Origin of the sequence: Actinoplanes sp. NPDC049598 (genome assembly GCF_040675435.1) — a bacterium.
GTDB lineage: Bacteria > Actinomycetota > Actinomycetes > Mycobacteriales > Micromonosporaceae > Actinoplanes.
On record NZ_JBFAOX010000001.1, the window covers coordinates 215,392 to 239,543 of the forward strand.

Consider the following 24,152-nt stretch of genomic DNA (forward strand, 5'->3'; position numbering starts at 1 on the left):
GGCGTGCTGGCCACGGTTCTTCTTCTCGCGGTGACCCCGGCGCCCGCGCAGCGGCCCGGGGGACACCGGCGTGCGCTCGTCCGCAACGCCGGAACCTGCGGCTGAACGGGACCGGCTCGGTCACGGTGACCGGCCCATTCGGCTGGAAGCTCGCGCTTCTACTCCTTCGACGGTATCGAGGACGCGCGGACGTGGACGTGTTCTCCGAGCTCGGCACCGCCTACCCGGAGGATGTGGCGCTCCTCAGAGCTCGAGCGTCTGCTCGATGATCCGGAGTTTGTGGCGGGCCATCGCCAGGTTGGCGTTGTCCCGCCGCAGCACCAGATAGATGAACAGGCCCTTCCCGTTGCGCCCGGTCACCGGCCGCATCAGGTGATATTGCGAGTCCAGCGTGACCAGGATGTCCTCGATGCGCTCGCGGATGCCCAGCATGTCCATCGTGCGCAGCTTGGCCCGCAACACCTCGGTGTTGGCCGCGGCGGCCACGGTCACGTCGAGCTCCCGGCTTCCACCGGCGACGCCCAGGGCCATCCCGCTGTCCGTGTCGACGACGGCCGCCGCCATCGCCCCGCCGACCTGCAGCGCGTCCTTGAGCGCCACGTCCATCTCCGCCATGTGTCAGACCCTCCACAGTGTCGTCGCCTGACCCGAGGATGTCCGACTTTTTCGATGACCGATCGCACACTCTGTCCGGTCGCCCGCGCGCTGTGAGACGAAGCTCATTTCGTACGCCAGACAAGTTGCAGTTTTGTGCAATTGTGGAGTTCGCGTTGTCCGTCCCGCTCTATCAGGCCAAGGCCGAGATGTTCCGCGTGCTCGGGCACCCGGTCCGCATCCGCGTGCTCGAGCTGCTGCAGAACGGCCCGCGCCCCGTCCGCGACCTGCTGGCCGAGATCGACGTCGAGGCCCCCGGCCTCTCCCAGCAGCTGGCCGTCCTGCGCCGGGCCGGCATCGTGGTCACCTTCAGGGACAAAGGCCTGGTGATGTACGCCTTGAGCACCCCCGCGGTGGCCGATCTGCTGGCCGCGGGCCGCCGTATCCTCCGCGAGGTGCTGACCGACCGCGAGGAACTCCTCAAGCTCCTGTCTTGATCACCGACACGGTGCTGACCGGGGCCGGGTTGAGCTTGCTCATGGTGGTGCCCTTGTCACCCCAGGACCCGTCGGTCCAGCGCGCCTCCCGCTCGGCCAGCAGCGCGTTGTAGGCCGCGGTCGAGAGCCGGTCGAGCCGCAGACTCCAGGCCACACCGGTCCCTTCCGGCTTGGTCGAACCGAGATAGATCGTGTACGGCGCGGCGACCCTCTCGACGATGTCCACCTTGCCGTCGAGATAGCACCGCCCGTTCACACAGACCAGAACGGCCACCACGGTGCTGTCCGAACGCACATCCGCGGCCGACATCGTGAACCGCGCGTCGAACGGATACGGCACCTTGCTCCCGTTCGCCGGACTGACGATCCGCGTCACCACGGCCTTCGCCGGCGCTTTGGCCGGAGCCGCCGCTTGGGTCGGAGCCGCCCTCTGGGTCGGAGCCGTCGCTTTGCTCGGAGCCGCCCCCTTGGTCGGTGGCGTCGCGGCCGTCGCCGTCGGTGCCGCCGCAGTGGCACCGGCGGACGGTGCGGTGCTCGTTCGTGTCCGTGTCTGCCCTTGCTGCCCAGCCTGCGCGGGCACCGACGCCACCGGCGCGGCCGACTCCTCCGTGCCGCTGGGCCGCGTGAGGATCGCGGTCGCCGCGATCACCGCCCCGACCAGGATCCCCGCCCCCGCGATGATCCACGACTTCCTGCTCGTGTCACGCCCGTCGGCACCGTCCCCTTGCCCGCCGCGTTCCAGCGTGCGGTGCTGGATGGCGGCCGGCCGGCTCGGGGCGTGCTCGGATGCAGGTCGCGGGTTCGTGGTCGGCGGGGTCTGGCCGGCGGTTTGCCCGTCCACGTCGTGCCCGTTGGTGAGCGAACCGATCGAATGCGACATCGGCAGTGACGTCGCCGGCTCGGAGGGGGCCGATGCTGCCGGAGCGGCCGACGTCGGCGGCGCATCCGGAATGCCGATCAGGGGTCCGGGTTTCTGGCTGGTGACTCCGCCCTCCGGACCGGCGTTGCCGGCGCCCGGATTCGATCCAGCCTGGCCGGCGTCGGCGTTCACATAGGCGCGGGCGTGGGCGACCACCCAATGGTCGGCACCGAGGGGCGCCGCTCCGTGTTCGGCGACCCGGGCGAAGTTGGTTCGGGCGACGTGCCGGTTTCCGAGTTCGTCGGCTACCACGGCCAGGTCGTAAGCCAGCATGACGGCCAGCGGATCCGACGCGACCAGCCGATGGCCCGCCGCCTGGGCCTCCTCGAGGAGCCGCCGCGCCGCCATCGGGTCCCCGGCCTCGGCATGCAGGCCGGCCAGCTCCCGCATCGCGGCGATAAGCTCCGGCTCGCCGCCGGCCAGCGCCGCCCGGTTGCCCTCAACAGCGCGTTCGAGCAGCTCCCGCGCCTCGTTCGCCTCGCCCGCGGCGACCAGTTCCCGGGCTTGCCGACGAGCCTGCGGCAGCATGTTGATCTCGAACACCCCGCCATGCTGCCTGCCCCGCGCGACGCGCGCCACCCCGAAGCCGTACCGCCGGCCTTGCGCTAGAGCGTGTCGTCAAAGGGTCATAGCCACTGGAGCAAGGCGGCGATGGTGACGGTGGCCGTGAATGAGGCGAGGGTCTCGGGTGCTGTAGCCCTTGTCGACGATGACGTGGTCCGGACGGGTTCGCGCCCGTCCCGGACCACGCCGCTGCACGCTGATGGCGTCCATGACCTGCTCAACCTGGGTGCAGTCGTTGACGTTGCCGCCGGTCAGCGCGAACGCCAGAACCCGGCCCGCGCTGTCGCAGGCGGCATGGATCTTCGTGGCCAGCCCGCCCCCGGATCGTCCAATGGCGTAATCCCATTTATCCGTTTCGGGGAGCCCTTTTCAGCGCCCGCGCGGCATGTTGATGGGCACGCACGATGCTGGAATCGACCGAGACCCAGCCAGCCGATGTCGCCTGCCGCGTCGGCGTCCGCCTGCGCGCCGGCGAGCATGCGGGTGAACGTGCCGTCCAGGGCCCACCTGCGGAAACGGGTGTAGATCGATTCCCGTTGGCCGTAGCGGTCAGGCACATCACGCCAGAAAGCGCCGGAGCGGATCTTCCAGACCATGCCGTTGAGGACCCGGCGGTCGTCGTCACACGGACGACCACCGGTCACCGTTGACGGCAGGTACCGCGACAGCGAGTCCCCTTCAGAATCGGTCACTCATACCGGCGGATCACGCCGTACATCATCCACGGTCATGATCCTTTGAAGACACGGTCTAGGCCCTGGCGGGGAGCTCGCTCAGCATCGTGTCCCAGTGGCCGTAGCTGGCGGTGCCGTGGCCGGCGCCGGGGAGCCAGGTCATGGTGGCGGTGGGGATGTGCTCGGCGTGCCAGTGGCCGTTGGCCGGGGTGACCAGGCGGTCCCGGTCGCCGTAATAGAGGTGGACGGGGACGCGGATCGCTGACACGTCGATGTCCCAGCGGGCGCCCCAGGAGACGTTGTCACGGGCGTAGCCGTCGAGGGAGGGCAGGCCCGCGCGCAGGTCGGCGGCCCACAGGCGGCGCTTGCCGCCGTCGAGCCAGGCGAAGTCGTCCGGTGGGGCGCCGTCCAGGAAGGCCGCGATCAGGGCGTCGTCGTCGTCGATGTCGGGCAGGGGGCCGTTGTCGGCGGCGAGCATCGTGCGGAAGCCGGCCAGCGCCTCGTCGATCTGCCCGGCCTCGGCGAGGGCGAGCAGGTCACGTTCCGGGTCGTCCAGGTCGGCGGGGTTGATGAGCGACCACGGCCCGATGCCCGCGGCAACGGCGACGTGGGTCACCCGGTCCGGATCGGCGAGGGCGGTCGCCAGCGCGTACGGCCCGCCGCCGGAGACGCCGGCGGTGGCGAATTGGCCGATGCCCAGCGCGTCCGCGATCCGCAAAGCGTCGGCGCCGACCGAGGCCAGACCCGGCGGCGTCACGGGTGCGTCTGCGTAGCCGGGCCGGTCGAAAGCGACCAGCCGGACCCCGTGCCGCTCTGCCTCCGCGTCGACCAGGCCGGCGGCGAGCCGCGAAGCGGGCGTTCCATGGTGGAACACCACGGGCGTCCCGTCCGGATCGCCACTCTGCCGCACCGCTACCCGGCGCCCGTCCGTGAACTCCACCGATGGCATGCCGCGCAGCCTAATCGCCCACGGCCATCAGCCCGGCCCCGCGACCGGCCGGCGGCGGGAACCGCTGTCGATCAGCCAGCAGCGGCCGGATCGATCTGCGTGGCTGTGGCCGGGGCCGGTCACCGTGGCCGTGATCGGGCGGCGTGGTGGAGCCGCTGTCGATACGCTCCCGCGATGGACGACAGGGTGCGCGTCGCGGTGGTCGGGGTCGGGAACAACACCTCGGCGCTGGTGCAGGGAATCAACTTCTATCGGCGGACCGGCAGTCTCGTCGGCCTGCATCGGCCGGAGATCGGCGGGCTGGGTGTGGGGGACATCGACTTCACCGCCGCGTTCGCGATGTCCGCGGCCAAGGTCGGCCGGGATCTGCACGAGGCGATATTCGAACCGCCCAACAACTTTCCGCGGCTCGGGGCGGAGCTGGCCGCCGGCGGCGTGACGGTGGAGCGCGGGCTGGTCGACCCGAGCGGGATCGAGCGGGTGGCCCAAGTGCTGAGCGGAGCGGAGGTTCTGCTCTACTCCGCCCCCAGTGGCCGCCCGGCGATCGCGCACGCGTACGCCCGGGCCGCCCTTGAAGCGGGCGTCGCGTTCATCAACACCACCTCCGATCCGGTCGCGCGGGACCAGTCGTTGCTCACGCGTTTCGAGGAGGCCGGTCTGCCGCTGATCGGTGATGATCTGGCCAGCCAGTTCGGTGTCTCGGTGCTGCACGGCGCCCTGCTGCGGCTGCTGGCCGAGCGCGGGCTCACGCTGACCAGTTCGTACCAGGTCAATCTGGGTGGCACCGAGGACTTCCGCAACCTGGTCGAGCACCCCGACACCAAGAAGCAGTCCAAGCTGAACGCGCTCGGCGCCGACGACCGGGTCGCCGTGGCGCCGCTGGGCTATCTGCCGCACCTGAAGTCGCAGAAGATCGCGCACCTCAACCTGGAGGCGCAGGGCTGGGGCGCGACCGAGGTGAGTCTGGACGTGCGGCTGCGGGTGCACGACCCGAGCGGCGCCGCCGGTGTGAACATCGATCTGATCCGCCTGGCGGCGGTCGCGCTGCGTTCGGGGCGGGGCGGCTATGTGGCGGAGGCGGCCGGGCATCTCAAGTCGCCGCCGGGCGCCGCGGTCTGAGGGTCAGGACGGCTGGTGGGCGCCGGTGAACATGTCGAGGACGCTCTGCGGGGTCTCAGCGCCGAAGATGACCTCGAAGTCGCGGGCGCCCTCGGCCGCTTCCTCCTCGCTGCGGGGGAAAAGCGCCCGCTCGTACTCGGTGAGCGCGGCCTCGACGTCGCCCGGGTGGGCGGCGATCGCCTTGGCCAGCTCGGCGCCGTCGTACATGGCCAGGTTGGCGCCCTCGCCGTTGGGCGGTGACAGGTGGGCGGCGTCGCCGAGCAGGGTCACGCCCGGCACCCGCTCCCAGCGGTGGCCGATCGGCAGGGCGAACAAGGGCCGCAGCACGGGCGGGGTCTCGCCGTCGGTGATCAGCGCGGTGAGCTCGGGGGCCCAGCCGGCGAACTCCTCGGCGATCCGGGCGGTGGCCGCGGCGGCGTCGGTGAAGTCGATGGCGGCGAACCATTCCTGCGGCCGGGTCAGGGACACGTACGTGTGCAGGACGCCGTGGGCCTCGCGGTGGGCCTGGATGCCCTGGCCGGGCACGGGCGCGAGCAGGGCGCCGGGGCCGACCGCCCGTGCGCCGGCCGGGTGGCGCTCGTCGGCGTCGTAGAGGTAGGTCTCGACGAACGAGGTGCCGTAGTACGCCGGCTGGGCGGGGGAGACCAGCGGCCGTACGCGGGACCAGGCGCCGTCCGCCCCGACGAGCACCTCGGCCGTCGCGGTGGAGCCGTCGGCGAAACTGAGCTCGTGCCGGCCGCCGCCGAGCGGGCGGATCGCGCTGACCTTGTGCCCCCAGCGGACCGTGCCGGCCGGGAGCGAGTCGAGCAGCATCTGCCGCAGGTCGCCGCGGAGGATCTCGGGCCGGTGACCGGCGCCGTCGTCGGGTTCGTCGTAGAGCACCGTGCCGTCGGCGGCGACGATCCGCAGCGCCTCGGCCCCTTCGTGGACCAGGGCGCGGAATTCCTCGTACAGCCCGGCGTCCTTCAGCGCCAGCTGGCCGTTGTGCTCGTGGATGTCGAGCTGGCCGCCCTGGGTGCGCGCCGCGGCCGAGGCGTCGGCCTCGTAGACGGTGGCGGCGATGCCGTGGACGTGCAGGACGCGGGCGAGCGTGAGGCCGCCGAGCCCGGCGCCGATGATCGTGAACATGAGTGGACCCTTTCTCTGGAACGTCGTTCCAGTCAAGCTTGGAACAACGTTCCGGGCATGTCAAGATGGGGGCATGCCAGCTAGGACGCGGAACACAGAGCGGCGCGAGGACGCGCTGTCCCGGGAGCGCATCGTGGCCGCCGCGGTGGCGATGCTCGACGAGTCGGGCGAGGGCGGCCTGACCTTCCGGGCGCTCTCGGCGCATCTGCGGACCGGGGCCGGCGCGATCTACTGGCACGTCGCCAACAAGGACGAGCTACTGGTCGCGGCCACCGAGGAGGTCCTGGCCGGCGCCATCGCGGCCGAGACGGCCGAGCACACGCCCGAGGACGCGATCCGGGCCCTGGCCCTGGGCGTCTTCGACGCCGTCGACGAACACCCCTGGGCCGGTACGCAACTGGCCCGCGTCCCGGTGCAGCCGGCCATGGTCCACGTCTTCGAGCGCCTCGGCCGCCAGATCCAGGCCCTCGGCGTCCCGCTGGCCGACCAGTTCACGTGGGCGTCGGCGCTGCTCAACTACATCCTGGGCGTCGCCGGGCAGAACGCCGCGCTGGCCCGCACGGTCGCGCCCGGCACCAACCGCCCCGAGTTCCTCGGCGAGATCGCCTCCCAGTGGTCACGGCTCGACCCGGCCGAGTTCCCGTTCATCCGCGCCGTGGCCGACCAGCTGCCCGCCCACGACGACCGCGACCAGTTCCTGGCCGGCATCGACCTCATCCTGGCCGGCGTCACCGCGCTGCGCGGCGCCGTGCCACGTCAGTCGCGGGGTCAGTAGGTGGCGCGGCCGCCGCTGATGTCGTAGACGGCGCCGGTGGAGAAGGAGACCTTGTCGGAGGCGAGCCAGGCGATCAGCTCGGCCACCTCGGAGGCCTGGCCCGTACGCTTCATCGGGATCAGGCTGGTGATGTGGGCCAGGGCCTCGGGCGAGGTGGCCGCGTTCATCGGGGTCTCGATGACGGCCGGGGCGATGGCGTTGGCCAGCACGCCGGTGGTGGCCAGCTCCTTGCCGAGCGACTTGGTCAGGGCGATCACCGCCGCCTTGGAGGCCGAGTAGGGCGACATGTTCGGGTTGCCGTCCTTGCCGGCGATGCTCGCGAGGTTCACGATCCGGCCCCAGCCGCGCGCGATCATGCCGGGCACGAAGGCCTGACAGGTGTTGACCGTGCCGATCACGTTGACCTCGAAGGTCCGGCGGAAGCCGTCCGGCGGGAGCTCCCACAGCGGCCCGTTCGGCCCGACTATGCCGGCCGAGTTGACCAGAATGTCGACCGGCCCGATCTGCGCAGCGGCGGTCGCGACCGCATCCGCATCGGTCACGTCGACCGGATCGGCAGCGCCGGGCGCGATGTCCCATGTGACGACGTCAATGCCATCGGCAGCCAAGCGAACGGCGGCGGCCGCGCCGAGACCGCTCATGCCGCCGGTGACGACGGCCCGGCGCGGCTCAGTGCGACTCACGCGACACCTTGTCCCCGCTGGACCCGAGCAGGAAGTCCAGATCGGCCCCGGTATTGGCCTGGCCGACCGTGTCCACGTACAGCTTCTCCCACCCGCGGCGCGGCCGCGCGAAAGCCTCGACCGTGGCCGCATCGGGTGCCCGCGCCGCCAGCTCCGCTTCCGGGATGTCGACGTACAACTGCCGCGCCGGAACGTCCAGCACGATGATGTCCCCGGTGCGCACCAACGACAACGGCCCACCGGCCGCCGCCTCCGGCGCCACGTGCAGAACCACCGTGCCGTACGCCGTGCCGCTCATCCGCCCGTCGCAGATGCGCACCATGTCGCGGACGCCGAGCTCGAGCAGTTTCGCCGGCAGCGGCATGTTCGCCACCTCGGGCATGCCCGGATAGCCCTTGGGGCCGCAGCCCCGCAGCACCAGCACGGAGTCGGCCGTCACGTCCAGATCCGGGTCGTCGAGCCGGGCGTGCAGATCCTCCACCGAGTCGAAGACCACCGCCGGGCCGCGGTGCTGGAGGAGTTCCGGCGACGCCGCGGCCGGTTTGATGACCGCTCCGTCGGGCGCCAGGTTCCCGTAGAGAACCGCGATGCCCGCGGCCGGAATCAGCGGTTCCTCGCGCGCGCGGATCACTTCGCGGTCGTACACGAGGGCCGATTCCAAATAGTCGGCCAACGGCCGCCCGGTCACGGTCAGCGCCGCCGGGTCGAGCAGGTCACGGATCTCGGTGAGCACCGCGTGCAGCCCGCCCGCGCGGTAGAAGTCGTCCATCAGGAACCGTCCGGCCGGCAGCAGGTCGACCAGCAGCGGCACCTCCGAGCCGACCGCGTCGAAATCGTCCTGCGACAATTCGATGCCGAGCCGCCCGGCGATGGCCAGCAGATGCACCACCGCGTTGGTCGAGCCGCCGAGCGCGGCCAGCGCCACGATCGCGTTCAGGAACGATCCGCGGCTCAGAATCGTCGACGGCCGCCGTTCCTTCTGCACCATCTCGACGATCAGCACACCGGTTTCGTGCGACATCTCCAGCAGGCGGCTGTCCGGCGCGGGCGTCCCGGCGATCCCCGGCAGGGTCATGCCGAGCACCTCCGCGAGCAGGCCCATCGTCGACGCCGTACCCATGGTGTTGCAGTGGCCCTTGCTGCGGATCATCGACGATTCCGACCGGGTGAACTCGGCCGCGCTCAGCGTGCCCGCGCGCACTTCCTCCGACAGTTTCCAGACGTCGGTGCCACACCCCAGCGGCACGCCCCGGAACGTGCCCGTCAGCATCGGCCCGCCCGGCACGACCACGGCCGGCAGATCGACCGACGACGCGGCCATCAGCAGCGACGGAATGGTCTTGTCGCAGCCGCCGAGCAGCACCACCCCGTCGATCGGATTGGCCCGCAGCATCTCCTCGATGGCCATCGCCGCCATGTTGCGCCACAGCATCGCCGTCGGGCGCACCTGCGTCTCGCCGAGCGACACCACCGGCAGATTGAGGGCGATGCCACCCGCTTGATAGATGCCGTCGGAGACGCTGCGCGCGACCTCGTTGAGGTGCGCGTTGCACGGCGTCAGATCGGACGCGGTGTTGGCGATCGCGATGTGCGGCCGCCCGTCGAAAGCATCGGCCGGCAGCCCGCGCCGCATCCAGGCCCGGTGGATGTAGCTGTTGCGGTCGTTGCCGCCGTACCACTCAGCGCTACGCATGGCCGGACTCTAACCCTCCCGGTGGTCAATACAGAAGACCTCTTTCACAATGACGGAACATCGGTCTAATATCCGGAACATGACCGAGACGCAGGACGCGGACGCCCGGCTGGTCGGCGCCGACCGCGTGCTCGCCGTCCTGGCCGAGCTGGCCCGGCACGCCGACGGCGTCGGTCTCGACGAGATGGCCCGCGTCATGGCCAGCCCCAAGCCGACCGTGCACCGCGCGCTGGCCTCGCTGCGCCGGGCCGGTTTCGCCGCCCAGGACGGCCACGGCCGGTACGTGCTGGGCGACGAGTTCCTGCGCCTCGCCTTCGCCCACCACGAGGCCCGGCCCGACCACGTCCGGGTCGTGCCCGTGCTGCGCGCCCTCAGCGAGCGCTACGGCGAGACCGCCCACTACGCCACCCTCGACGGCCGCTGGGTCGTCTACCGCTCGAAACTCGACCCGCCCACCGGCGCCGTCCGCCTCTCCTCGGTCGTCGGCGGCCGCAACCCGGCCCACACCACCGCCGTCGGCAAGCTGCTCCTCTCCGGCATTCTCCGCAGTGTGCAACAGGTGCGTGACTGGATCGGCGAAACCGCCCTGACCACGCCCACCCCGACCTCCATCGGCTCCGCCGAGGAGTTGTACGCCGAGTTGGCGCGCACCCGGGAGCGCGGGTTCGGCGTCGACAACCAGGAGAACGAGGCCGGCGTGAACTGTCTGGCGGTGCCCGTCTTCCTGAACTCGCCGTCCGAGCCCAGCGGCGCTGTGAGCGTCAGCGCCCTCGCCTACCGCACACCGCTCGACCGGCTCATCGAGGATGTGCCGACCATCAAAGCCATCGTCGAGGACCCCACATGAGCAGCACAGCGCGTTTCGAGGCCCGCCCGGCGACCTCACAGTCGTACAGCCTGGGCGAAGGACCCCTCTGGGACCGTGACCGGAACCGGCTCTTGTGGGTCGACATCGAGGCCGGCCTGGTCTGCGCGGGCCGGCTCGATCGGGACACGGACGCGGTGCGGGTGACCGACACCTGGGAGTTCGGCGATCTGGCGTGCGCGGTCGCGGTGGCCCGTGGGGGCGATCTGCTGGTGGCCGAGCGGCACGACCTGACCTGGGTCCGCCCGGACGGCAGCCGCGAACGGCTCGTGCGCCTGGTCGAGTCGGAGGGCAGCCGGCTCAACGACGGCGCCGTCGACCCGCAGGGGCGCTACCTGGTCGGCAGCATGGCGCTGGACGACCGGCAGGGCCGGGAGCGGCTGCTGCGCTGGGACGGCAGCGACGTCACCGTTCTCGACGACGATCTGACGCTGTCGAACGGGCTGGCCTGGAGCCCGTCCGGCGACCGGCTCTACAGCATCGACTCGATCCCCGGCGTCATCCACGTCCGTGACTATCCGGGCGGCCCGCGCAGCGAGCTGTTCCGGGTCACCGACGGGCTGCCGGACGGGCTCTGCGTCGACAGCGACGGCAACCTGTGGATCGCCGTGCACGAGCGCGGCGAGGTCCGCTGCTTCACGCCCCGCGGCGAGCTGCTCGCCGTCGTCGACGTGGCCGCGCCCAAGACGACCAGCGTCGCCTTCGCCGGCCCGAACCTCGACGTTCTCGTCATCACGGCGGCCGAGGGGCCGCTGTTCACCGCGCGGGTCGGCGCTGTCGGCCTGCACACGCCGTACTGGCACCACTGAAGGGAATCCCGTGCAACTCATGCGTATCGGCGCCGCCGGCGCCGAGAAGCCTGTCGTCCGCGTCGACGAGGGTCACTACGTCGACGTGTCCGACCTGACCGCCGACTTCGACGAGCGGTTCTTCGGGGCGGACGGGATCGCGAGCCTGGCCGGGCCGGTGGCCGAGCGGGTCGCCACCGGCGACGTGCTGCCCTTCGGTGACGTACGGATCGGCGCGCCCATCGCCCGTCCCCACCAGATCCTGTGCATCGGCCTCAACTACAGCGACCACGCGGCCGAGACCGGCGCGGATGTGCCGAGCGAGCCGATCCTGTTCACCAAGTCGCCCAACACCCTGATCGGTCCCGACGACGACGTACGGATCCCGCGTGGCTCCGTGAAGACGGACTGGGAGGTCGAGCTCGGCATCGTCATCGGCTCCCGGACGTCCTATCTGGACTCGCCCGAGCAGGCCCGGGACGCCATCGCCGGCTACGTGCTGGTCAACGACGTGTCCGAGCGCGAGTTCCAGCAGGAGCGCGGCGGCCAGTGGTCCAAGGGCAAGTCGGCCGAGACGTTCAACCCGGCCGGTCCGTGGCTGGTCACCCCGGACGAGATCCCGGACGTACGGAACCTCGACATGTTCCTGGACGTCAGCGGGGTCCGGCGGCAGACCGGCAACACGCGGACGATGATCTTCGACCCGTACTTCATCGTGCACTACCTGTCCCAGTTCCTCGTGCTCGAGCCGGGCGACCTCATCAACACCGGCACCCCGCCCGGCGTCGGCCTCGGCATGAAACCGCCCACGTACCTGAAGCCCGGCGACGTCATGGAGCTCGGCATCGCCGGGCTCGGCACCGCCCGGCAGAACGTGGTGGGCCCCCGCTGATGCGGGCCCTCGTCTTCACCGGGCCCGGCCAGGCCTCGGTCGAACAGGTCCCGCCGCCGGTCGCCGAGCCCGGCCAGGTGGTCATCGACGTCGACCGGGTCGGTGTCTGCGGCACCGACGTCGAGCTGTTCACCGGAGCGATGAGCTACCTGGAGACGGGCGAGTCGTCGTACCCGATCCGGCCCGGCCACGAGTGGTGCGGCGTGGTGACCGCGCTCGGCGACGGCGTCGACCCGTCGTGGCTGGGCCGGCGGGTCACCGGCGACACGATGATCGGCTGCGGGCGCTGCCGGCGCTGCCTGCGCGGGCCGCACTGGGTCTGCGAATCGTTGCGGGAGCTCGGGATCCGCGGTCTGCCGGGCGCGCTGGCCGAGCAACTGGCCTACCCGGCCCGGTTCCTGCACGCGCTGCCCGCCTCGGTCGGCGTCGAGGCCGGGGCGATGGTCGAGCCGGGTGGCAACGCGCTGCGCAGTGTCCTCGCCGCCGGTCTGGCCGAGGGCGACCGGTTGCTGGTGCTGGGCACGGGGACGATCGGGCTCCTGGCCGCCCTGTTCGCGCGGGCCCGGGGCGCCGAGGTGCATCTGATGGGCCTGCCGGGCGCGCGGGCGCTGGACTTCACGAACGTGTGGACCCGGGAGACCCTGCCGGACGGGCCGTGGGACGCGGTCATCGACGCCACCCACGCCACCACCTCGCCCGCGCTGGCGCTGCACCTGGTCGAGCCGGGCCGGCGCGTCGTCTACATCGGATTGTCGTCCACACCGAGCACCGTCGACACCCGCACGATCGTGCTCAAGGACGTCACCGCGGTCGGCATCCTGGGCGCCTCGGCCGGGCTGCCCGGCGCCATCGAGGCGTACGCCTCCGGGGCGGTCGACCCGGGGCCGCTGGTGGCCGCCACGGTCGGCCTGGCGGACATCGTCGAAGTTTTCGAGGGGCGGCGCCGCTACGACGGCGGCCCGAAGGTTCTTGTGGATCCGCGACGTTGAAAGGTCTCTCGCATGTCTGACTTCCAGGGCCTGACCGCCATCGTGACCGGCGGCGCGTCCGGCATCGGCCTGGCCACCGCCACGCTGCTGGCCGGGCGGGGCGCCCGGGTGGCCTGCCTCGACCTGAACCCCGGCGTCGACAAGCCGCTGCTGGGCCTGCGGGCCGACGTGAGCGACGACGCGTCCGTCCGCTCCGCCGTGGAAGCGGCCGTGGCCGAGTTCGGCGGCCTCGACATCGTCGTCAACAACGCCGGCATCGGCGCCCAGGGCACGGTCGAGGACAACGACGACGCGGAGTGGCGGCGCGTCTTCGACGTCAACGTCCAGGGCATGGTCCGTACGTCCCGGGCCGCCCTGCCGTTCCTGCGACGCTCCGCGCACGCCGCGATCGTCAACGTCTGCTCGATCGCCGCCACCGCGGGCCTGCCGCAACGCGCCCTCTACTCGGCGACCAAGGGGGCCGTGCAGTCGCTGACGCTGGCCATGGCGGCCGACCACCTGGCCGAGGGCATCCGGGTCAACTGCGTGAACCCGGGCACCGCCGACACCCCGTGGGTCGGGCGCCTGCTCGAGAAGGCCGACGACCCCGCCGCCGAGCGGGCCGCCCTGGAGGCCCGGCAGCCGACCGGCCGCCTGGTCTCCGTGGACGAGGTGGCCGCCGCGATCGCCTACCTGGCGAGCCCGTCGGCCTCGGCCACCACCGGCGTCGCGTTGGCCGTGGACGGCGGCATGCAGGGGCTCAGGCTGCGGCCGCGCTCATAGCGTCAGTACGAGCTTGCCCCTGACCCCGCCACTTTCGAAGCGGCGGTGCGCCTCGGCCGCCGCTTCGAGCGGGAAGGTCTCACACACCCGCGTCTTGAGCGTCCCGTCGGCGACGCCCGCCACCAGCTCGAGCAGCGCCGCCCGGTCCGGCTCGACGAGCACGAGCGTGTGGTTGTCGTCGTCGATCGGGCGGGTCGCCACGACCACGTCGCCCTTGATCCCGCCGAGGGGGATGGCGTCGAGCACCGCCGGCACCGGCCGGTCCAACTCGGCCCCGCGCGGAATGACACTGTGGACACCCAGCCCGCGCACCCACTCCTCGTCGTCGTGGGTCGCGCACGCCAGCACCATGTGGCCGCGCCGCAACGCCAGCTGGGCCCCGAAACCACCCACGCCGCCGCTGGCCCCGGTGACCAGGATCGTGGTCGGCCCGGTCAGCTCCATGACGTCCAGCGCGCGGTACGCGGTGAGCCCGTTGAGCGGAATCGTCGCCGCCACCACGGGATCCAGCCCGTCCGGCAGCGGCACCACCGAGTCGGCATCGACCGCGACAAGCTCGGCGTAGGCGCCGGTCGCCCCGCGCGTCAGATGCCACGGAATCATGCCCACGACAAGGGTGCCCGCCGCGAGGTCATCGCTGCCGCCGACCACCTCGCCCGCCACATCCCACCCGAGCAGGAACGGCGGCGGCACCGGCCCACCCGGAATCCGCCCGACCCGGGCCGCGATGTCCGCCGGATTCACGGTGGCGGCCAGCACCCGTACGAGCACCTGCCCCTCACCCGGAACCGGATCGGGCCGCTCGGCCACCCGCAGGACCTCGGGCCCACCCAGCGCGCTGACCTCCACGACACGCATGGCCGTTACCCCAGAACCTGACGCAGTCGGGCCAGCTCCTGGTCGACCTCGCCGCGGTCGTACCCCCGAAGCCGCACCGTGAACTGCGCTTCACCGATCGCCGTCCGCGCCGCCGCCCGCGACACCTCGTTGCCGGACGCCAGCGCCGCCTCGGCCAGCGACACCACCCGCTCCACCTCGACCCGGTCGTACCCGCGCAGCACCACCACAAAGTCCCGAGACATGCCCGCCAATCTACGCGGATCCACCACCTTTAGTAACCGTCCGGTGTGGCACCATCTCCGCATGAACGCCGTTGTCGTGCTGATCGACGACCTGCGCTCCTTCGCCGACGGCCGGCCGGCGGAGCTGGCCCGGACCAGCGCGGCCGGCGTCACCCTGCTCGACGAGCTCCGCGGACGGCGGATCGACGAGCTGTGGCTCGACCACGACCTGGGCGGCGAGGACACCATCTGGCCGGTCGTCGAGTTGCTGGAGCGGGCCGCCTTCGACGGCCGGCCCTTCGACATCGGGATCGTCTACATCCACTCGGCCAACCCGCCGGGCGTGGTGAAGATCCGGCAGGCGTTGGAGCGCTGGAACTATCCGGTCCGTTCGGTGCCCGGCTCGCCGCACGTCGCGTACTGACCGCCGCCGGCAAGCACGAAAGCGAGTTCCTCGACCCCGTCGCCGGGCTCGGGCGTCTCCAGGGTGCGGTCCCGGCGGAAGCCGCACTTCTCCAGAACCCGGATCGAGCCGGCGTTGTGCGCGGCGGCGTAGGCGTACAGCGGCCGGATCGGCACCTCGGCCAGGAGCAGCCCGAGCGCGGGAACGCCGCCATCGCGGCCGCCTCGGGATCGGCCTGGTGAGCGAAGAGCACATCGAGATCACTGTCCTCGACGGCCCGCAGGCGTACGGTCACGTCGCGGCCTGGGCGCGTAGGTGGAAGGCGGCCCAGGTGCGGAAGGGGCGCCAGGCCTGGCTGACCTGGTCGCGGGTGGCGGCGGAGCCGTAATGGGCGGTGATCTCGTTGTCGAGGCGGCGTTCGTGGTGGGGGATGCCGTCGGGGTGGTTGGCGCCGCGCAGGACGGTCAACTCGGCGGCGAAGGGGCCGAGGCCGGTGATCTGGCGGACCTGGGCGACGGCCTCGGTCAGCTCGAGGGCGCGCAGGCGGGCGCCGTCGAGCACGCCGTCCAGGGCGGCCTCGGCCACGGCGTGCAGGTACTCGGTCTGGCGGCCGAACAGGTCCAGGTCGAGCGTGCGGAGCCGGTGCGGCGCGGGGAAGGCGCCGTTCTCGAGCAGGGACGCCCGCGTCTGCGCGGCCTGGGTCATGCGGACCCGCTGGGTCAGGACCGCCCAGGCCGCCGCCTCGTACGGCGAGTGGAAGCCGCACGGCCGCAGGCCGGGCATGGCCTTCTGGGCGGCGGCGATGACCGGGTCGCGGTCGCCGACGGCCGGCCACTCGCGGGCGTCGATGTCGAGGGCAAGGAAGCGCGCGACCTGGGCGGTGGCCGCTTCGAGGTCGCCGGGGCCGCGCACGGTGATGTGGGCGGTGCCGCCGTCCTGGCGGACGGTGGCCGAGGCCACGCTCCAGTCGTGGTCGACCAGGAACACCGTGCGCAACTCGGCGCCGTCGGGCTGATCGGCCAGGGCGGCCGGCTTGAACCCTTCCCAGAAGGCCCGGGAGATGGCCAGGGACCAGGGGCCGAGCACGTCGGCCGCGGTGGTCAGCTGCTTCATGGTCACGCCTTGTCGTGGATGGTGACGGCGTAGCCGTCGGGGTCGCGGAAGGTGAACGTACGCCCGAAGGGGCCGTCGACGGGTTCGGAGACGATCGGGACGCCGGCCGCGGCCAGTTCGTCGTGCAGCGCCTGGGCGTCGTCGGTGAGCATCCACAGGGCCACGCCGTCGCCGGGACGGGTGATGTCGGCGCCGGGCAGTGGCGTGCGCAGGGCGAAGGCGATGGGGCTGGTGGCGAAGACGACCGCGTTCGGCGGGCCGGGGGCGCGGCGCAGGCCGAGGCGGGTCTCGTAGAAGGAAGCGGCGGCGTCGACGTCGCGTACCTGCAGGGCGATGAAGTCGGGTCCGGTGACCGGCATGAGAGAGTCCCTCCGTAGGTATGTCAGTTTCCTGACATGCACGAGCGTATGTCAGGATGCTGACATGACGCAAGGCGTGGGGGATCTCGATCACTCGGTCGGCTATGCGCTGAAGCAGGCCGCGACGGCGCTGCGGGTGGCGATGGAGGCGGGGCTGCGGCCGCTGGAGCTGACCGTCTCGCAGTACTCCTGCCTGGAAGTCCTGGGGCAGCGACCGGGGCTGTCCGCGGCCGAGTTGGCGCGCGCGGTCTTCGTCACCCGGCAGTCGATGCACGCCCTGCTGCTCGGGCTGGAGGAGCGCGGCCTGCTGGCCCGGGCGGCCAGCGCGCCGCAGGGCCGGGCGCTGCCGACCGAGCTCACGGAGGCCGGCCGGGCGATCCTGATCGAGGCCAGCGCCATCGTGGCGGCGGTCGAGCGGCGGATGACCGCGAGCTTCGGCCCGGAGGCGCTCCGGCGGCTCGTCGACGACCTCGCGGCGTGCGCCGAGGCCCTGAACTAGGCGAACTCCTCCACGCCGAGGACGCGCAGCAGGGACAACCGCTCGCGGGTCTCGGCGTCGGCCGGTGTGAGGACCACCAGCTCCTGACCCAGGTCGGGGGTGACCAGGGTTTCGCAGTCCATCACCAGCTCGCCGACGCGCGGGTGGGTCAGGGTCTTGCGGTCCATCCGGCGTACGCCCACCTCGTGCTGGTCCCACAGGTCGCGGAACTCGCCGCTGGCGGCGCGCAGGCGGGCGACCAGCCGCTCGACCTCGGGGTCGCCGGCGCGGCGGCCGGCGACGGCGCGCAGGTCGGCCACGATCTGACGGGAGTGGCGGTCCTGATCGGCGGCGGGATGGGTGGCGCGGGTCCCGGGCACGGCGAACCAGCGGTACGTCGTGTAGCGCTCGTCGCCGGTGAAGCGCGTCAGATCGCCCACCATGAGCTGGCTCATCCTGTTCTGGGCGAGCACCTCGCCGAGGTCGGAGAGCACCATCGCGGGCGTGTCGCCGAGCAGGTCGAGCAGGCGCAGCAGACCGGCCCGGGCCAGCCGGGCCACCCCGTCGGCGGGCGGCGGCTGGTGGCCGGCCAGGTGGAACAGGTGCGTGCGCTCGTCGTCGGAGAGCCGCAGGGCCCGGGCCAGCGCGGTCAGCAGCTGCGTGGAGGGCTGGCTGCTGCGGCCCTGCTCCAGCCGCACGACGTAGTCGACCGACATGCCGGCGAGCATGGCCACCTCCTCGCGGCGCAGCCCGGCCGTCCGGCGGCGCGGCCCGTCGGTGATGCCGACCTCGGCCGGGCGGATCGCCTCGCGGCGGCGGCGCAGGAAGTCGGCCAGTTGCTCTCGTTCCATGAGACCCATGGTCGCGCGCGCAGGTTGCCGGCAGCCAGGGAGCGGCTCTCCCACGATAAAGGCTCCGATGCCGTACGAGGTGAAAGGCGCGCAAGCTCAGTGGCGTACCGGAAACGAAGGAGAAAACAATGCTGGGTCTGGGCGCCATGGGTATGTCGGGCGGGCCGTACGGCGAGGCCGACCGCGACGAAAGCATCGCCACCGTGCACGCCGCGCTGGACGCGGGAATCACGCTCATCGACACGGGCGACTTCTACGGCATGGGCCACAACGAGCTCCTGCTGAACGAGGCGCTGCGCGGCCGTGACCGGGAGAGTTACCGGCTGAGCGTCAAATTCGGGCAGATGCGCGGGCCGGGCCCGATCTTCGGGCCGCAGGATGCCCGGCCCGAGGCGGTGAAGAACTTCCTGGCCTATTCGCTGACCCGTCTCGGCACGGATCACGTCGACATCTACCGGCCGGCCCGGCTCGACCCGGCCGTGCCGATCGAGGAGACCGTCGGGGCCATCCAGGAGATGGTTCAGGCTGGTTACGTACGGCAGATCGGGTTGTCCGAGGTCGATGCGGAAACCATTCGGCGGGCGCACGCCGTGCACCCGATCGCCGATCTGCAGATGGAGTACTCGGTGCTTTCCCGTGCGGTCGAGCCCGAAATTCTGCCTACGCTCCGTGAGCTCGGGATCGGCCTCACCGCGTACGGCGTCCTGGGCCGAGGCCTGATCTCCGGGCATTGGAGCGCCGGACGGGGCGTGCGCGGCCCGCGGTTCGAGGCGGGCAACGTCGAGCACAACCTGGCGCTCGTCGAGCAGCTGCGGCGGGTCGCCGAGGCCAAGGGTTGCACGGTCGCGCAGCTGGTCATCGCCTGGGTAGCAGCGCAGGGCGACGACATCATCCCGCTGGTCGGGGCGCGGACGCGGACGCGGCTGGCCGAGGCGCTCCCGGCCCTGGACATCACGCTCACCGCCGAAGATCTGGCCGCGATCGAGAGGGCGGTGCCGAGGGGCTCGGCCCGCGGTGACCGCTACCCGGCCTTCGCCATGTCGAGCCTCGGCGTGGGGAACTAACCGCACAAGCCACACAAACCTGGCTGGCTTATGCCACAAACAGGGCATGAAGAGGTTTGTGCAAGTGTTCGGCGCCGTGCTCGGACTGATGCTCGGGCTGGTGCCGGCGGCCCTCCCGGAGCCCCCGTTCACCACGCGGGTCGTGGCGGACGGGCTCTCCGCGCCGTGGGAGGTCCTCCGCGGGCCGGACGGTTATCTCTGGGTCACCGAGCGGACGGCCGGGCGGGTGCTCCGGATCGACCCCGGCAGCGGCGCCCGGACGGTGGTCGGCACGGTCCCGAGCCGGGCCGCGGGCACGCAGGACGGGCTGCTCGGGATGGCTCTCGATCTTCCGTACGTCTATCTCGCGTACACCGACGGGCCGCTCAACGTGGTCCGCTACACCTACGCTGCCGGCCGGCTGACCGACCCGAAGGACGTGATCGTCGGGCTGCCGGCCACCATCGATCACGTGTCCGGGCGGCTCGTGCTGGGGCCCGACGGCAAGCTCTATCTCACGGTGGGTGACGGCGGGGCGAACCAGTTCGAGCGCGCCTGCAATCCCAATCAGGCCCAGGAACTGCCAGCGTCGGCGAGCGACTTCACGCATTACCAGGGCAAGATCCTGCGGATCAACCCCGATGGCTCGGTCCCGGCCGACAATCCCCTTCTGGCGGGTGTACGCAGTCACGTGTATTCGTTCGGTCATCGCAACGCGCAGGGGATCGTCTTCGACCCGGCCGGGCGGCTCTTCTCCACCGAGCAGGGCCCCAAGACGGACGACGAGCTGAACCTGATCCGGGCCGGCGGCAACTACGGATGGCCCCGCGTGGCCGGGTACCGAGACGACAAGGCGTACCTCTATGCGAATTGGTCGGCCGCGCCGGACTGCCAGAAGCTGAAGTTCAGCGACTACCGCATCCCGCCGTCGGTGCCGCAGCAGAAGGAGACGTCGTTCACCGGCCCCGGTTTCGAGCCGCCGCTGCGGACGTTCTTCACCGTGCCGGGCGACCACGATTTCGACGGTGGATGCGGCCACCTGTGCTGGCCGACGATCGCCCCGTCGAGCGTCGACTACTACGCCTCGGAGGCGATCCCGCAGTGGCGCGGATCGATTCTCATCCCGTCGCTGAAGAACGGCGCGGTCTACCGGGTGGACGGCGCCGGCGGGACGCAGACCCTGTGGCGCACCGTGAACCGCTACCGCGACCTGGCCATCGGCGCCGACGGGCGGACGTTCTTCGTCGCCACCGACTCGGCCGGCGCCACCAACGACCTGGGCGGGAAGCCGACCGAGAAGCTGGCCGACCCGGGGGCCATCCTGGAGTTCCGCGCCGGCTGACCTCTTCCTTCCGCGAGCTGGCGGGTCTACGCCACACTTGGCCCCATGATTAGCGAGGATGTGGTGTCGGTCGCGGTCGTCACGAGCCGGTCGGAGGCGGAGATCATCGCGGGCCTGTTGCGCAGCTACGGGCTGCAGGTCGGCGTCTCGGCGGACGATGCGGGCCAGCAGGAACCGCAGTTACAGCTCAACGGCGTGCATGTGTACGTCGCCCCCGGGGACGAGGCCGAGGCGCGCGAGATCCTCTCGGCGTCGGGTCAGTAGGTCTCAGTAGCTCCAGCGGTCCACGAGCGCCTCGTGAGCTTCGAGGCGCTCCTGGGTCCGCCCCGGGTCGGTGGCGGCGATCGCGTCGAGCAGGCTGATCGCCAGCACCACCACCGCGGCGTGCGAGTCGAAGACCAGACCGGTGCCGACCGGGGCCACCAGGAGCACGTCGGCGTCGTCGGCGAACGGGGCCAGCGCCGTGTCGGCCACGACGACCGTGGTCATCCCCAGGCTGCGCGCGAGCCGCAGGGCCGAGACCGTGCCGGCCGGGTAGCGCGGCATGGCGAAGAAGAGCGCGGCCGACGCGCCTTCCTGACGCAGCTGCAGCACGAAGTCGTCGACCCGGCCGGCGTCGGTGCACACGCTCACGGCCGGCAGCGCGCGCTGGGCGAAGTAGCCGAAGTAGTCGGCGAGGGCGGCCGAGGCGCGCAGGCCGACGACACCGAGCGGGGTGGTGGCGGCCAGGGCGCGTACGGCCGGTGGCATCTTGGTGGTGGCCCGTTTGAGGCCGGCCACGTTCGAGATCTCCTGGTCGATGGCGCCTAGTGGAGAAGACGGGCGGGGCGCGGTGGGGGAGAGCACCGCCTCACGCAGCGCGGCCCGGAACTCCGGATAGCCGGCGAAGCCGAGCGCGGTCGCGAGCCGGGTGACGGTCGGCTGGCTCACCCCGGCCCGCTTGGAGATCTCGACGGTCGACAGGAACGCCACGTCCGGGAACATCCCCAGCATGCGCTGCACGATCTGCCGCTGGGAGGGCGAGAGCCGGTGCCGCCGGGCGAGGTCGAGCAGCCAATCCTCAGCCTGTCCGATGTCCATCCCGCCCCCGATCTACGCTGAATAGCCTAAAACACGATCGGACAAGGGTGCATTCGATGATTCAGCTGCGGTTCCTCTCCGGCCCCGACATCGACGAGCTGGCGATCGGGCCCGAGGACGCGATCGCCGCCGTCGAGCAGGTCGTCGCCGCCCACGGCCGGGGCGAGACCGTCTTCGAGCCGCGCACCCACCTCGTGCCCGACAACGGCGGCGCAGGCCACTTCAACGTCCTGCGCGGCCACGTCAAGCCGCTGGGCGTGGCCGGCGTGAAGGTGGTCGGCGACTTCGTGCCCAACTACGAGCGTGGCCTGCCCAGCGAGCTGGCCATGCTGACGCTGTTCGACCCGCAGACCGGCGTGCCGCTGTCCATCATGGACGCCACCTGGATCACCGAGATGCGCACCGGCGCGATGACCGCGGTCGGCGCAAAACACCTGGCCCGCCCCGACTCGCGGATCCTCGGCCACGTCGGCGCCCGCGGCACCGCCTTCGCCAACATCACCCTGCTCGACCGGATGTTCCCCCTCGACGAGATCCGGGTCACCAGCCGCCGCGCCGAGTCGAGAGAGGCCTTCGCCGTACGCCTGCGCGAGGTCACCGACACCCCCGTCCGCGTGGTCGCGACCGCCGACGAGGTCTTCGACGGCGCCGACATCCTCGTCGAGGCGTCCCGCCTGACCGAGCCGTCCCCACTGCTCCGCACCTCCCTGGTCAAACCAGGGGCCTTCGTGGTGCCGTACGGAACGGTGAGCGCCGTCGAGCTCGACCTGCTCGACGTCATGGACAAGGTGGTCGTCGACGACTGGCGCGAGTCCCGATCCGGCCGCTTCGGCGCGCTGCGCGCCCACGTGGACACCGGCCGGCTGAGCGAACAGACCCTGTACGCCCAGCTCGGCGAGATCGTCAGCGGCCGGAAGCCGGGCCGCGAGTCACCGGACGAGCGGATCCTGCTCTGGCACCGCGGCCTGTCGATCCTCGACGTCGCCCTCGGCCACCTGATCCTGACCCGCGCCGAAGCCGCCGGCGCCGGCACGATGCTGCGCTACCGATGAAAATCACCCACCCGGCCGACCTGGACCGCTCCGCCATCGCCGACATCGCCCGTGGCGCCACCCCCGAGCTCTCCAGCGAGCTGCTGGACCAGCTCGCCGCCTCCCGCGCCGCCACCCTGGCCGACCTGGCCGGCGACGCCCCCGTCTACGGCGTCAACACCGGCATGGGCGCCCTCTCCGGCGTACGCCTGGACGCGGCCGCGCAGAGACAGCACCAGAACACCCTGATGGCCGGCCGCGCGGCCGGCTCCGCCCCTTGGCTGCGCCCCACCGAGGCGCGAGCCGTGATCGCCACCCGCCTGAGAACGCTGCTGGACCCGGCCGCGGGGATCTCCCCGGAGCTTTGCTCGCACCTCGCCGAACTGCTCATCCCTGCTGCTGCGGCGCAGCCTGCCTCCGTCGCCGCCGGGCGGCTCGCTTCCCGCGTCGAGGTGCGGATTCCTCTCCGGGGAGGTGCGGCCGGGGAGATCATTCCGCTTGCGCATCTCGGTCTGACGCTGCTCGACGGGGGCTATTCGTTCGGGCCCAAGGAGGGCATCGCGTTCCTGGAGGGCGTGCCGGGGCTGACCGGGTTGAGCGTGTTGGCGTGCGAGTCGGCGCGAACGCTCATCGAGCAGGTCCTGGCCGTCGCGGGTGACGAGATGGCGCTGATCGGGGCCAACCGCGACCCGCTGCACCCCGCGACCGCGCGGGGCGACGAAACGCTCGCGAACATCCTCGAGGCGCTGAGCGATCGGCGTGGCGACACGCCGGACCGGGCGCTCCAGGCGCCGGTGTCGTTCCGGGTGACCGCCCAGGCCCTGGCCGTGGCGACGAGAGCGGTCGCCGGCCTCGAAGCCGCCGTCGACCGCGCGCTCACCGCGGTGACCGACTCGCCGGCCCACCTGGAGGGGCGTTTCGTCGGCACAGCCGGTTTCGCCGGGACCGACCTGGCCGCCGCCGTGAGTACTCTGACCACCGCGCTCGTCCACCTGGCCGAGCTCGGCGCGGCCCGCCTCCACCGGCTGCTCGACCCGCAGGTCACCGGCCTGCCCCGGCAGCTCTCGGACTCGCCGGGCTTGCATGCGGGCATGGTGTCCGTGCACAAACGCGCAGTCGGCACTGTTCACCGGCTGCGGCGCTTCGCCCTGCCCGCCCTGATCGGCCCGATCGAGACGTCGACCGGCCAGGAGGATGTGCAGAGCTTCGGCTTCGAGGCCTACGAGTGCTTCCGCGAAGCGGCCGAGGGCCTGCGCGAGGTCGTCGCCTGCGAGCTCCTCGCCGTCCAACAGGGCCGCCGACTCCAAGCCGGCGACGCCGGCACCGCCGACCGTCCCTACGGGCCCGAGATCGACCGGTTCGTCGCGCGGCTCGAGGCCGGCTGGTCGGACCCGACGTGACCGGCCCCGGGCGGGGCGTTCTGCTGCTGGCGGGTGGCTGCTCGTGCCAAGGAGGGCCGGCGTCTGGCCCGGTGGTCGCGCTGTCGGAAGCGCCGCCGGG

General features: G+C 71.8%; 28 protein-coding genes and 1 pseudogene. 15 read left to right on the top strand and 14 right to left on the bottom strand.

Annotated elements, in window-relative coordinates:
• Positions 1-243: 243 nt before the first annotated feature.
• Positions 244-615 carry a hypothetical protein gene (locus tag AB0J66_RS01060; protein WP_364654590.1) on the bottom strand — a complete coding sequence of 124 codons (372 nt, stop codon included), beginning with the start codon at positions 613-615 and terminating at the stop codon, positions 244-246.
• Between the two features lie 155 nt (positions 616-770).
• On the opposite strand from AB0J66_RS01060, the gene AB0J66_RS01065 reads away from it, so the two are divergent.
• Positions 771-1,091, top strand: coding sequence for a metalloregulator ArsR/SmtB family transcription factor (locus tag AB0J66_RS01065; RefSeq protein ID WP_364656019.1), 321 nt, complete (start codon positions 771-773; stop codon positions 1,089-1,091).
• On the opposite strand, the gene AB0J66_RS01070 is transcribed toward AB0J66_RS01065, so the two are convergent.
• From AB0J66_RS01070 to AB0J66_RS01080, 3 genes and pseudogenes are all read right to left on the bottom strand, one after another.
• On the bottom strand, positions 1,075-2,589 hold the full coding sequence (locus AB0J66_RS01070; protein WP_364654591.1) for a tetratricopeptide repeat protein: 1,515 nt from the start codon (positions 2,587-2,589) through the stop codon (positions 1,075-1,077). The two genes, AB0J66_RS01065 and AB0J66_RS01070, sit on opposite strands and share 17 nt — an antisense overlap.
• Before the next feature lie 108 nt (positions 2,590-2,697).
• Positions 2,698-3,266: pseudogene (locus AB0J66_RS01075) on the bottom strand (IS5 family transposase); the annotation flags it as partial.
• A gap of 58 nt (positions 3,267-3,324) precedes the next feature.
• Entirely contained in the window at positions 3,325-4,197 is an 873-nt protein-coding gene (locus tag AB0J66_RS01080; RefSeq protein ID WP_364654592.1) for an alpha/beta hydrolase, read from the bottom strand.
• A 174-nt stretch (positions 4,198-4,371) separates the two neighbouring features.
• Here AB0J66_RS01080 and AB0J66_RS01085 point away from each other — a divergent pair, with 174 nt between their 5' ends.
• On the top strand, positions 4,372-5,316 hold the full coding sequence (locus tag AB0J66_RS01085) for an inositol-3-phosphate synthase (protein WP_364654594.1): 945 nt from the start codon (positions 4,372-4,374) through the stop codon (positions 5,314-5,316).
• Between the two features lie 3 nt (positions 5,317-5,319).
• Here AB0J66_RS01085 and AB0J66_RS01090 read toward each other — a convergent pair whose 3' ends face one another.
• Positions 5,320-6,444, bottom strand: coding sequence for an NAD(P)/FAD-dependent oxidoreductase (locus AB0J66_RS01090; RefSeq protein ID WP_364654595.1), 1,125 nt, complete (start codon positions 6,442-6,444; stop codon positions 5,320-5,322).
• Between the two features lie 73 nt (positions 6,445-6,517).
• On the opposite strand from AB0J66_RS01090, the gene AB0J66_RS01095 reads away from it, so the two are divergent.
• Positions 6,518-7,219, top strand: coding sequence for a TetR family transcriptional regulator (locus AB0J66_RS01095; RefSeq protein ID WP_364654597.1), 702 nt, complete (start codon positions 6,518-6,520; stop codon positions 7,217-7,219).
• Here AB0J66_RS01095 and AB0J66_RS01100 read toward each other — a convergent pair.
• Entirely contained in the window at positions 7,213-7,902 is a 690-nt protein-coding gene (locus AB0J66_RS01100; protein WP_364654600.1) for an SDR family NAD(P)-dependent oxidoreductase, read from the bottom strand. The genes AB0J66_RS01095 and AB0J66_RS01100 overlap by 7 nt on opposite strands.
• Entirely contained in the window at positions 7,889-9,595 is a 1,707-nt protein-coding gene (locus tag AB0J66_RS01105; RefSeq protein ID WP_364654601.1) for an IlvD/Edd family dehydratase, read from the bottom strand. Before AB0J66_RS01105 ends, AB0J66_RS01100 begins: the two co-directional genes overlap by 14 nt.
• A gap of 79 nt (positions 9,596-9,674) precedes the next feature.
• Here AB0J66_RS01105 and AB0J66_RS01110 point away from each other — a divergent pair, with 79 nt between their 5' ends.
• Genes AB0J66_RS01110 through AB0J66_RS01130 form a run of 5 tightly spaced genes read left to right on the top strand, consistent with a single transcriptional unit; the run spans position 9,675 to position 13,891 of the window.
• Positions 9,675-10,442 carry an IclR family transcriptional regulator gene (locus AB0J66_RS01110; RefSeq protein ID WP_364654602.1) on the top strand — a complete coding sequence of 256 codons (768 nt, stop codon included), beginning with the start codon at positions 9,675-9,677 and terminating at the stop codon, positions 10,440-10,442.
• The gene (locus AB0J66_RS01115) at positions 10,439-11,269 is read left to right on the top strand and encodes an SMP-30/gluconolactonase/LRE family protein (protein ID WP_364654604.1); all 831 of its coding nucleotides are present in this window, start codon (positions 10,439-10,441) and stop codon (positions 11,267-11,269) included. Before AB0J66_RS01110 ends, AB0J66_RS01115 begins: the two co-directional genes overlap by 4 nt.
• 10 nt (positions 11,270-11,279) lie before the next feature.
• On the top strand, positions 11,280-12,140 hold the full coding sequence (locus AB0J66_RS01120) for a fumarylacetoacetate hydrolase family protein (RefSeq protein ID WP_364654605.1): 861 nt from the start codon (positions 11,280-11,282) through the stop codon (positions 12,138-12,140).
• Positions 12,140-13,129, top strand: a complete 990-nt coding sequence (locus tag AB0J66_RS01125) for an alcohol dehydrogenase catalytic domain-containing protein (protein WP_364654606.1) — start codon at positions 12,140-12,142, stop codon at positions 13,127-13,129. Before AB0J66_RS01120 ends, AB0J66_RS01125 begins: the two co-directional genes overlap by 1 nt.
• A 12-nt stretch (positions 13,130-13,141) precedes the next feature.
• Entirely contained in the window at positions 13,142-13,891 is a 750-nt protein-coding gene (locus AB0J66_RS01130) for an SDR family oxidoreductase (RefSeq protein WP_364654608.1), read from the top strand.
• Here AB0J66_RS01130 and AB0J66_RS01135 read toward each other — a convergent pair.
• Positions 13,886-14,749, bottom strand: coding sequence for an NADP-dependent oxidoreductase (locus AB0J66_RS01135; RefSeq protein WP_364654610.1), 864 nt, complete (start codon positions 14,747-14,749; stop codon positions 13,886-13,888). The genes AB0J66_RS01130 and AB0J66_RS01135 overlap by 6 nt on opposite strands.
• 5 nt (positions 14,750-14,754) lie before the next feature.
• Positions 14,755-14,973 carry a DivIVA domain-containing protein gene (locus tag AB0J66_RS01140; RefSeq protein WP_364654612.1) on the bottom strand — a complete coding sequence of 73 codons (219 nt, stop codon included), beginning with the start codon at positions 14,971-14,973 and terminating at the stop codon, positions 14,755-14,757.
• A 61-nt stretch (positions 14,974-15,034) separates the two neighbouring features.
• Here AB0J66_RS01140 and AB0J66_RS01145 point away from each other — a divergent pair, with 61 nt between their 5' ends.
• A complete protein-coding gene (locus AB0J66_RS01145; RefSeq protein WP_364654613.1) occupies positions 15,035-15,376 on the top strand; it encodes a cyclic-phosphate processing receiver domain-containing protein in 342 nt (113 codons plus the stop codon).
• Here AB0J66_RS01145 and AB0J66_RS01150 read toward each other — a convergent pair.
• The 3 genes from AB0J66_RS01150 to AB0J66_RS01160 form a co-directional block, all read right to left on the bottom strand.
• Positions 15,331-15,531 (bottom strand): GNAT family protein, encoded by a 201-nt coding sequence (locus AB0J66_RS01150; RefSeq protein ID WP_364654615.1) that lies wholly within the window; start codon positions 15,529-15,531, stop codon positions 15,331-15,333. The two genes, AB0J66_RS01145 and AB0J66_RS01150, sit on opposite strands and share 46 nt — an antisense overlap.
• 115 nt (positions 15,532-15,646) lie before the next feature.
• Positions 15,647-16,468 (bottom strand): hypothetical protein, encoded by an 822-nt coding sequence (locus AB0J66_RS01155; protein ID WP_364654617.1) that lies wholly within the window; start codon positions 16,466-16,468, stop codon positions 15,647-15,649.
• Between the two features lie 2 nt (positions 16,469-16,470).
• On the bottom strand, positions 16,471-16,827 hold the full coding sequence (locus AB0J66_RS01160) for a VOC family protein (RefSeq protein WP_364654619.1): 357 nt from the start codon (positions 16,825-16,827) through the stop codon (positions 16,471-16,473).
• A 64-nt stretch (positions 16,828-16,891) separates the two neighbouring features.
• On the opposite strand from AB0J66_RS01160, the gene AB0J66_RS01165 reads away from it, so the two are divergent.
• Positions 16,892-17,326, top strand: coding sequence for a MarR family winged helix-turn-helix transcriptional regulator (locus AB0J66_RS01165; RefSeq protein ID WP_364654620.1), 435 nt, complete (start codon positions 16,892-16,894; stop codon positions 17,324-17,326).
• Here the strand turns inward: AB0J66_RS01165 and AB0J66_RS01170 are convergent.
• Positions 17,323-18,156, bottom strand: a complete 834-nt coding sequence (locus AB0J66_RS01170) for a helix-turn-helix transcriptional regulator (protein ID WP_364654622.1) — start codon at positions 18,154-18,156, stop codon at positions 17,323-17,325. The genes AB0J66_RS01165 and AB0J66_RS01170 overlap by 4 nt on opposite strands.
• A 128-nt stretch (positions 18,157-18,284) precedes the next feature.
• Between AB0J66_RS01170 and AB0J66_RS01175 the strand changes: the two genes are divergently transcribed.
• From AB0J66_RS01175 to AB0J66_RS01185, 3 genes are read left to right on the top strand one after another with little or no spacing between them, the layout of a single operon-like run.
• Entirely contained in the window at positions 18,285-19,220 is a 936-nt protein-coding gene (locus AB0J66_RS01175; protein WP_364654623.1) for an aldo/keto reductase, read from the top strand.
• A gap of 46 nt (positions 19,221-19,266) precedes the next feature.
• The gene (locus tag AB0J66_RS01180; protein WP_364654624.1) at positions 19,267-20,541 is read left to right on the top strand and encodes a glucose/sorbosone family PQQ-dependent dehydrogenase; all 1,275 of its coding nucleotides are present in this window, start codon (positions 19,267-19,269) and stop codon (positions 20,539-20,541) included.
• 45 nt (positions 20,542-20,586) lie between these two features.
• Positions 20,587-20,805, top strand: coding sequence for a hypothetical protein (locus AB0J66_RS01185; protein WP_364654626.1), 219 nt, complete (start codon positions 20,587-20,589; stop codon positions 20,803-20,805).
• Between the two features lie 3 nt (positions 20,806-20,808).
• Here AB0J66_RS01185 and AB0J66_RS01190 read toward each other — a convergent pair whose 3' ends face one another.
• Complete coding sequence (locus AB0J66_RS01190; RefSeq protein ID WP_364654628.1) at positions 20,809-21,621, bottom strand: MurR/RpiR family transcriptional regulator; 813 nt, start codon at positions 21,619-21,621, stop codon at positions 20,809-20,811.
• Positions 21,622-21,677: 56 nt separating this feature from the next.
• On the opposite strand from AB0J66_RS01190, the gene AB0J66_RS01195 reads away from it, so the two are divergent.
• Both AB0J66_RS01195 and AB0J66_RS01200 read left to right on the top strand, forming a co-directional pair.
• Positions 21,678-22,673, top strand: a complete 996-nt coding sequence (locus AB0J66_RS01195) for an ornithine cyclodeaminase family protein (protein ID WP_364654629.1) — start codon at positions 21,678-21,680, stop codon at positions 22,671-22,673.
• Positions 22,670-24,052: an aromatic amino acid lyase gene (locus tag AB0J66_RS01200; protein WP_364654630.1), complete on the top strand. Its 1,383-nt coding sequence runs from the start codon at positions 22,670-22,672 to the stop codon at positions 24,050-24,052. The genes AB0J66_RS01195 and AB0J66_RS01200 overlap by 4 nt, the downstream gene beginning before the upstream one ends.
• Positions 24,053-24,152 lie beyond the last annotated feature (100 nt).

Coding starts and splice junctions, on each gene's coding strand:
- AB0J66_RS01060 (WP_364654590.1), bottom strand. CDS start 615: ATGGCGGAGATGGACGTGGCGCTCAAGGACGCGCTGCAGGTCGGCGGG.
- AB0J66_RS01080 (WP_364654592.1), bottom strand. CDS start 4,197: ATGCCATCGGTGGAGTTCACGGACGGGCGCCGGGTAGCGGTGCGGCAG.
- AB0J66_RS01085 (WP_364654594.1), top strand. CDS start 4,372: ATGGACGACAGGGTGCGCGTCGCGGTGGTCGGGGTCGGGAACAACACC.
- AB0J66_RS01090 (WP_364654595.1), bottom strand. CDS start 6,444: ATGTTCACGATCATCGGCGCCGGGCTCGGCGGCCTCACGCTCGCCCGC.
- AB0J66_RS01095 (WP_364654597.1), top strand. CDS start 6,518: ATGCCAGCTAGGACGCGGAACACAGAGCGGCGCGAGGACGCGCTGTCC.
- AB0J66_RS01105 (WP_364654601.1), bottom strand. CDS start 9,595: ATGCGTAGCGCTGAGTGGTACGGCGGCAACGACCGCAACAGCTACATC.
- AB0J66_RS01110 (WP_364654602.1), top strand. CDS start 9,675: ATGACCGAGACGCAGGACGCGGACGCCCGGCTGGTCGGCGCCGACCGC.
- AB0J66_RS01115 (WP_364654604.1), top strand. CDS start 10,439: ATGAGCAGCACAGCGCGTTTCGAGGCCCGCCCGGCGACCTCACAGTCG.
- AB0J66_RS01125 (WP_364654606.1), top strand. CDS start 12,140: ATGCGGGCCCTCGTCTTCACCGGGCCCGGCCAGGCCTCGGTCGAACAG.
- AB0J66_RS01130 (WP_364654608.1), top strand. CDS start 13,142: ATGTCTGACTTCCAGGGCCTGACCGCCATCGTGACCGGCGGCGCGTCC.
- AB0J66_RS01135 (WP_364654610.1), bottom strand. CDS start 14,749: ATGCGTGTCGTGGAGGTCAGCGCGCTGGGTGGGCCCGAGGTCCTGCGG.
- AB0J66_RS01140 (WP_364654612.1), bottom strand. CDS start 14,973: ATGTCTCGGGACTTTGTGGTGGTGCTGCGCGGGTACGACCGGGTCGAG.
- AB0J66_RS01145 (WP_364654613.1), top strand. CDS start 15,035: ATGAACGCCGTTGTCGTGCTGATCGACGACCTGCGCTCCTTCGCCGAC.
- AB0J66_RS01155 (WP_364654617.1), bottom strand. CDS start 16,468: ATGAAGCAGCTGACCACCGCGGCCGACGTGCTCGGCCCCTGGTCCCTG.
- AB0J66_RS01160 (WP_364654619.1), bottom strand. CDS start 16,827: ATGCCGGTCACCGGACCCGACTTCATCGCCCTGCAGGTACGCGACGTC.
- AB0J66_RS01165 (WP_364654620.1), top strand. CDS start 16,892: ATGACGCAAGGCGTGGGGGATCTCGATCACTCGGTCGGCTATGCGCTG.
- AB0J66_RS01170 (WP_364654622.1), bottom strand. CDS start 18,156: ATGGAACGAGAGCAACTGGCCGACTTCCTGCGCCGCCGCCGCGAGGCG.
- AB0J66_RS01175 (WP_364654623.1), top strand. CDS start 18,285: ATGCTGGGTCTGGGCGCCATGGGTATGTCGGGCGGGCCGTACGGCGAG.
- AB0J66_RS01180 (WP_364654624.1), top strand. CDS start 19,267: ATGAAGAGGTTTGTGCAAGTGTTCGGCGCCGTGCTCGGACTGATGCTC.
- AB0J66_RS01185 (WP_364654626.1), top strand. CDS start 20,587: ATGATTAGCGAGGATGTGGTGTCGGTCGCGGTCGTCACGAGCCGGTCG.
- AB0J66_RS01190 (WP_364654628.1), bottom strand. CDS start 21,621: ATGGACATCGGACAGGCTGAGGATTGGCTGCTCGACCTCGCCCGGCGG.
- AB0J66_RS01195 (WP_364654629.1), top strand. CDS start 21,678: ATGATTCAGCTGCGGTTCCTCTCCGGCCCCGACATCGACGAGCTGGCG.
- AB0J66_RS01200 (WP_364654630.1), top strand. CDS start 22,670: ATGAAAATCACCCACCCGGCCGACCTGGACCGCTCCGCCATCGCCGAC.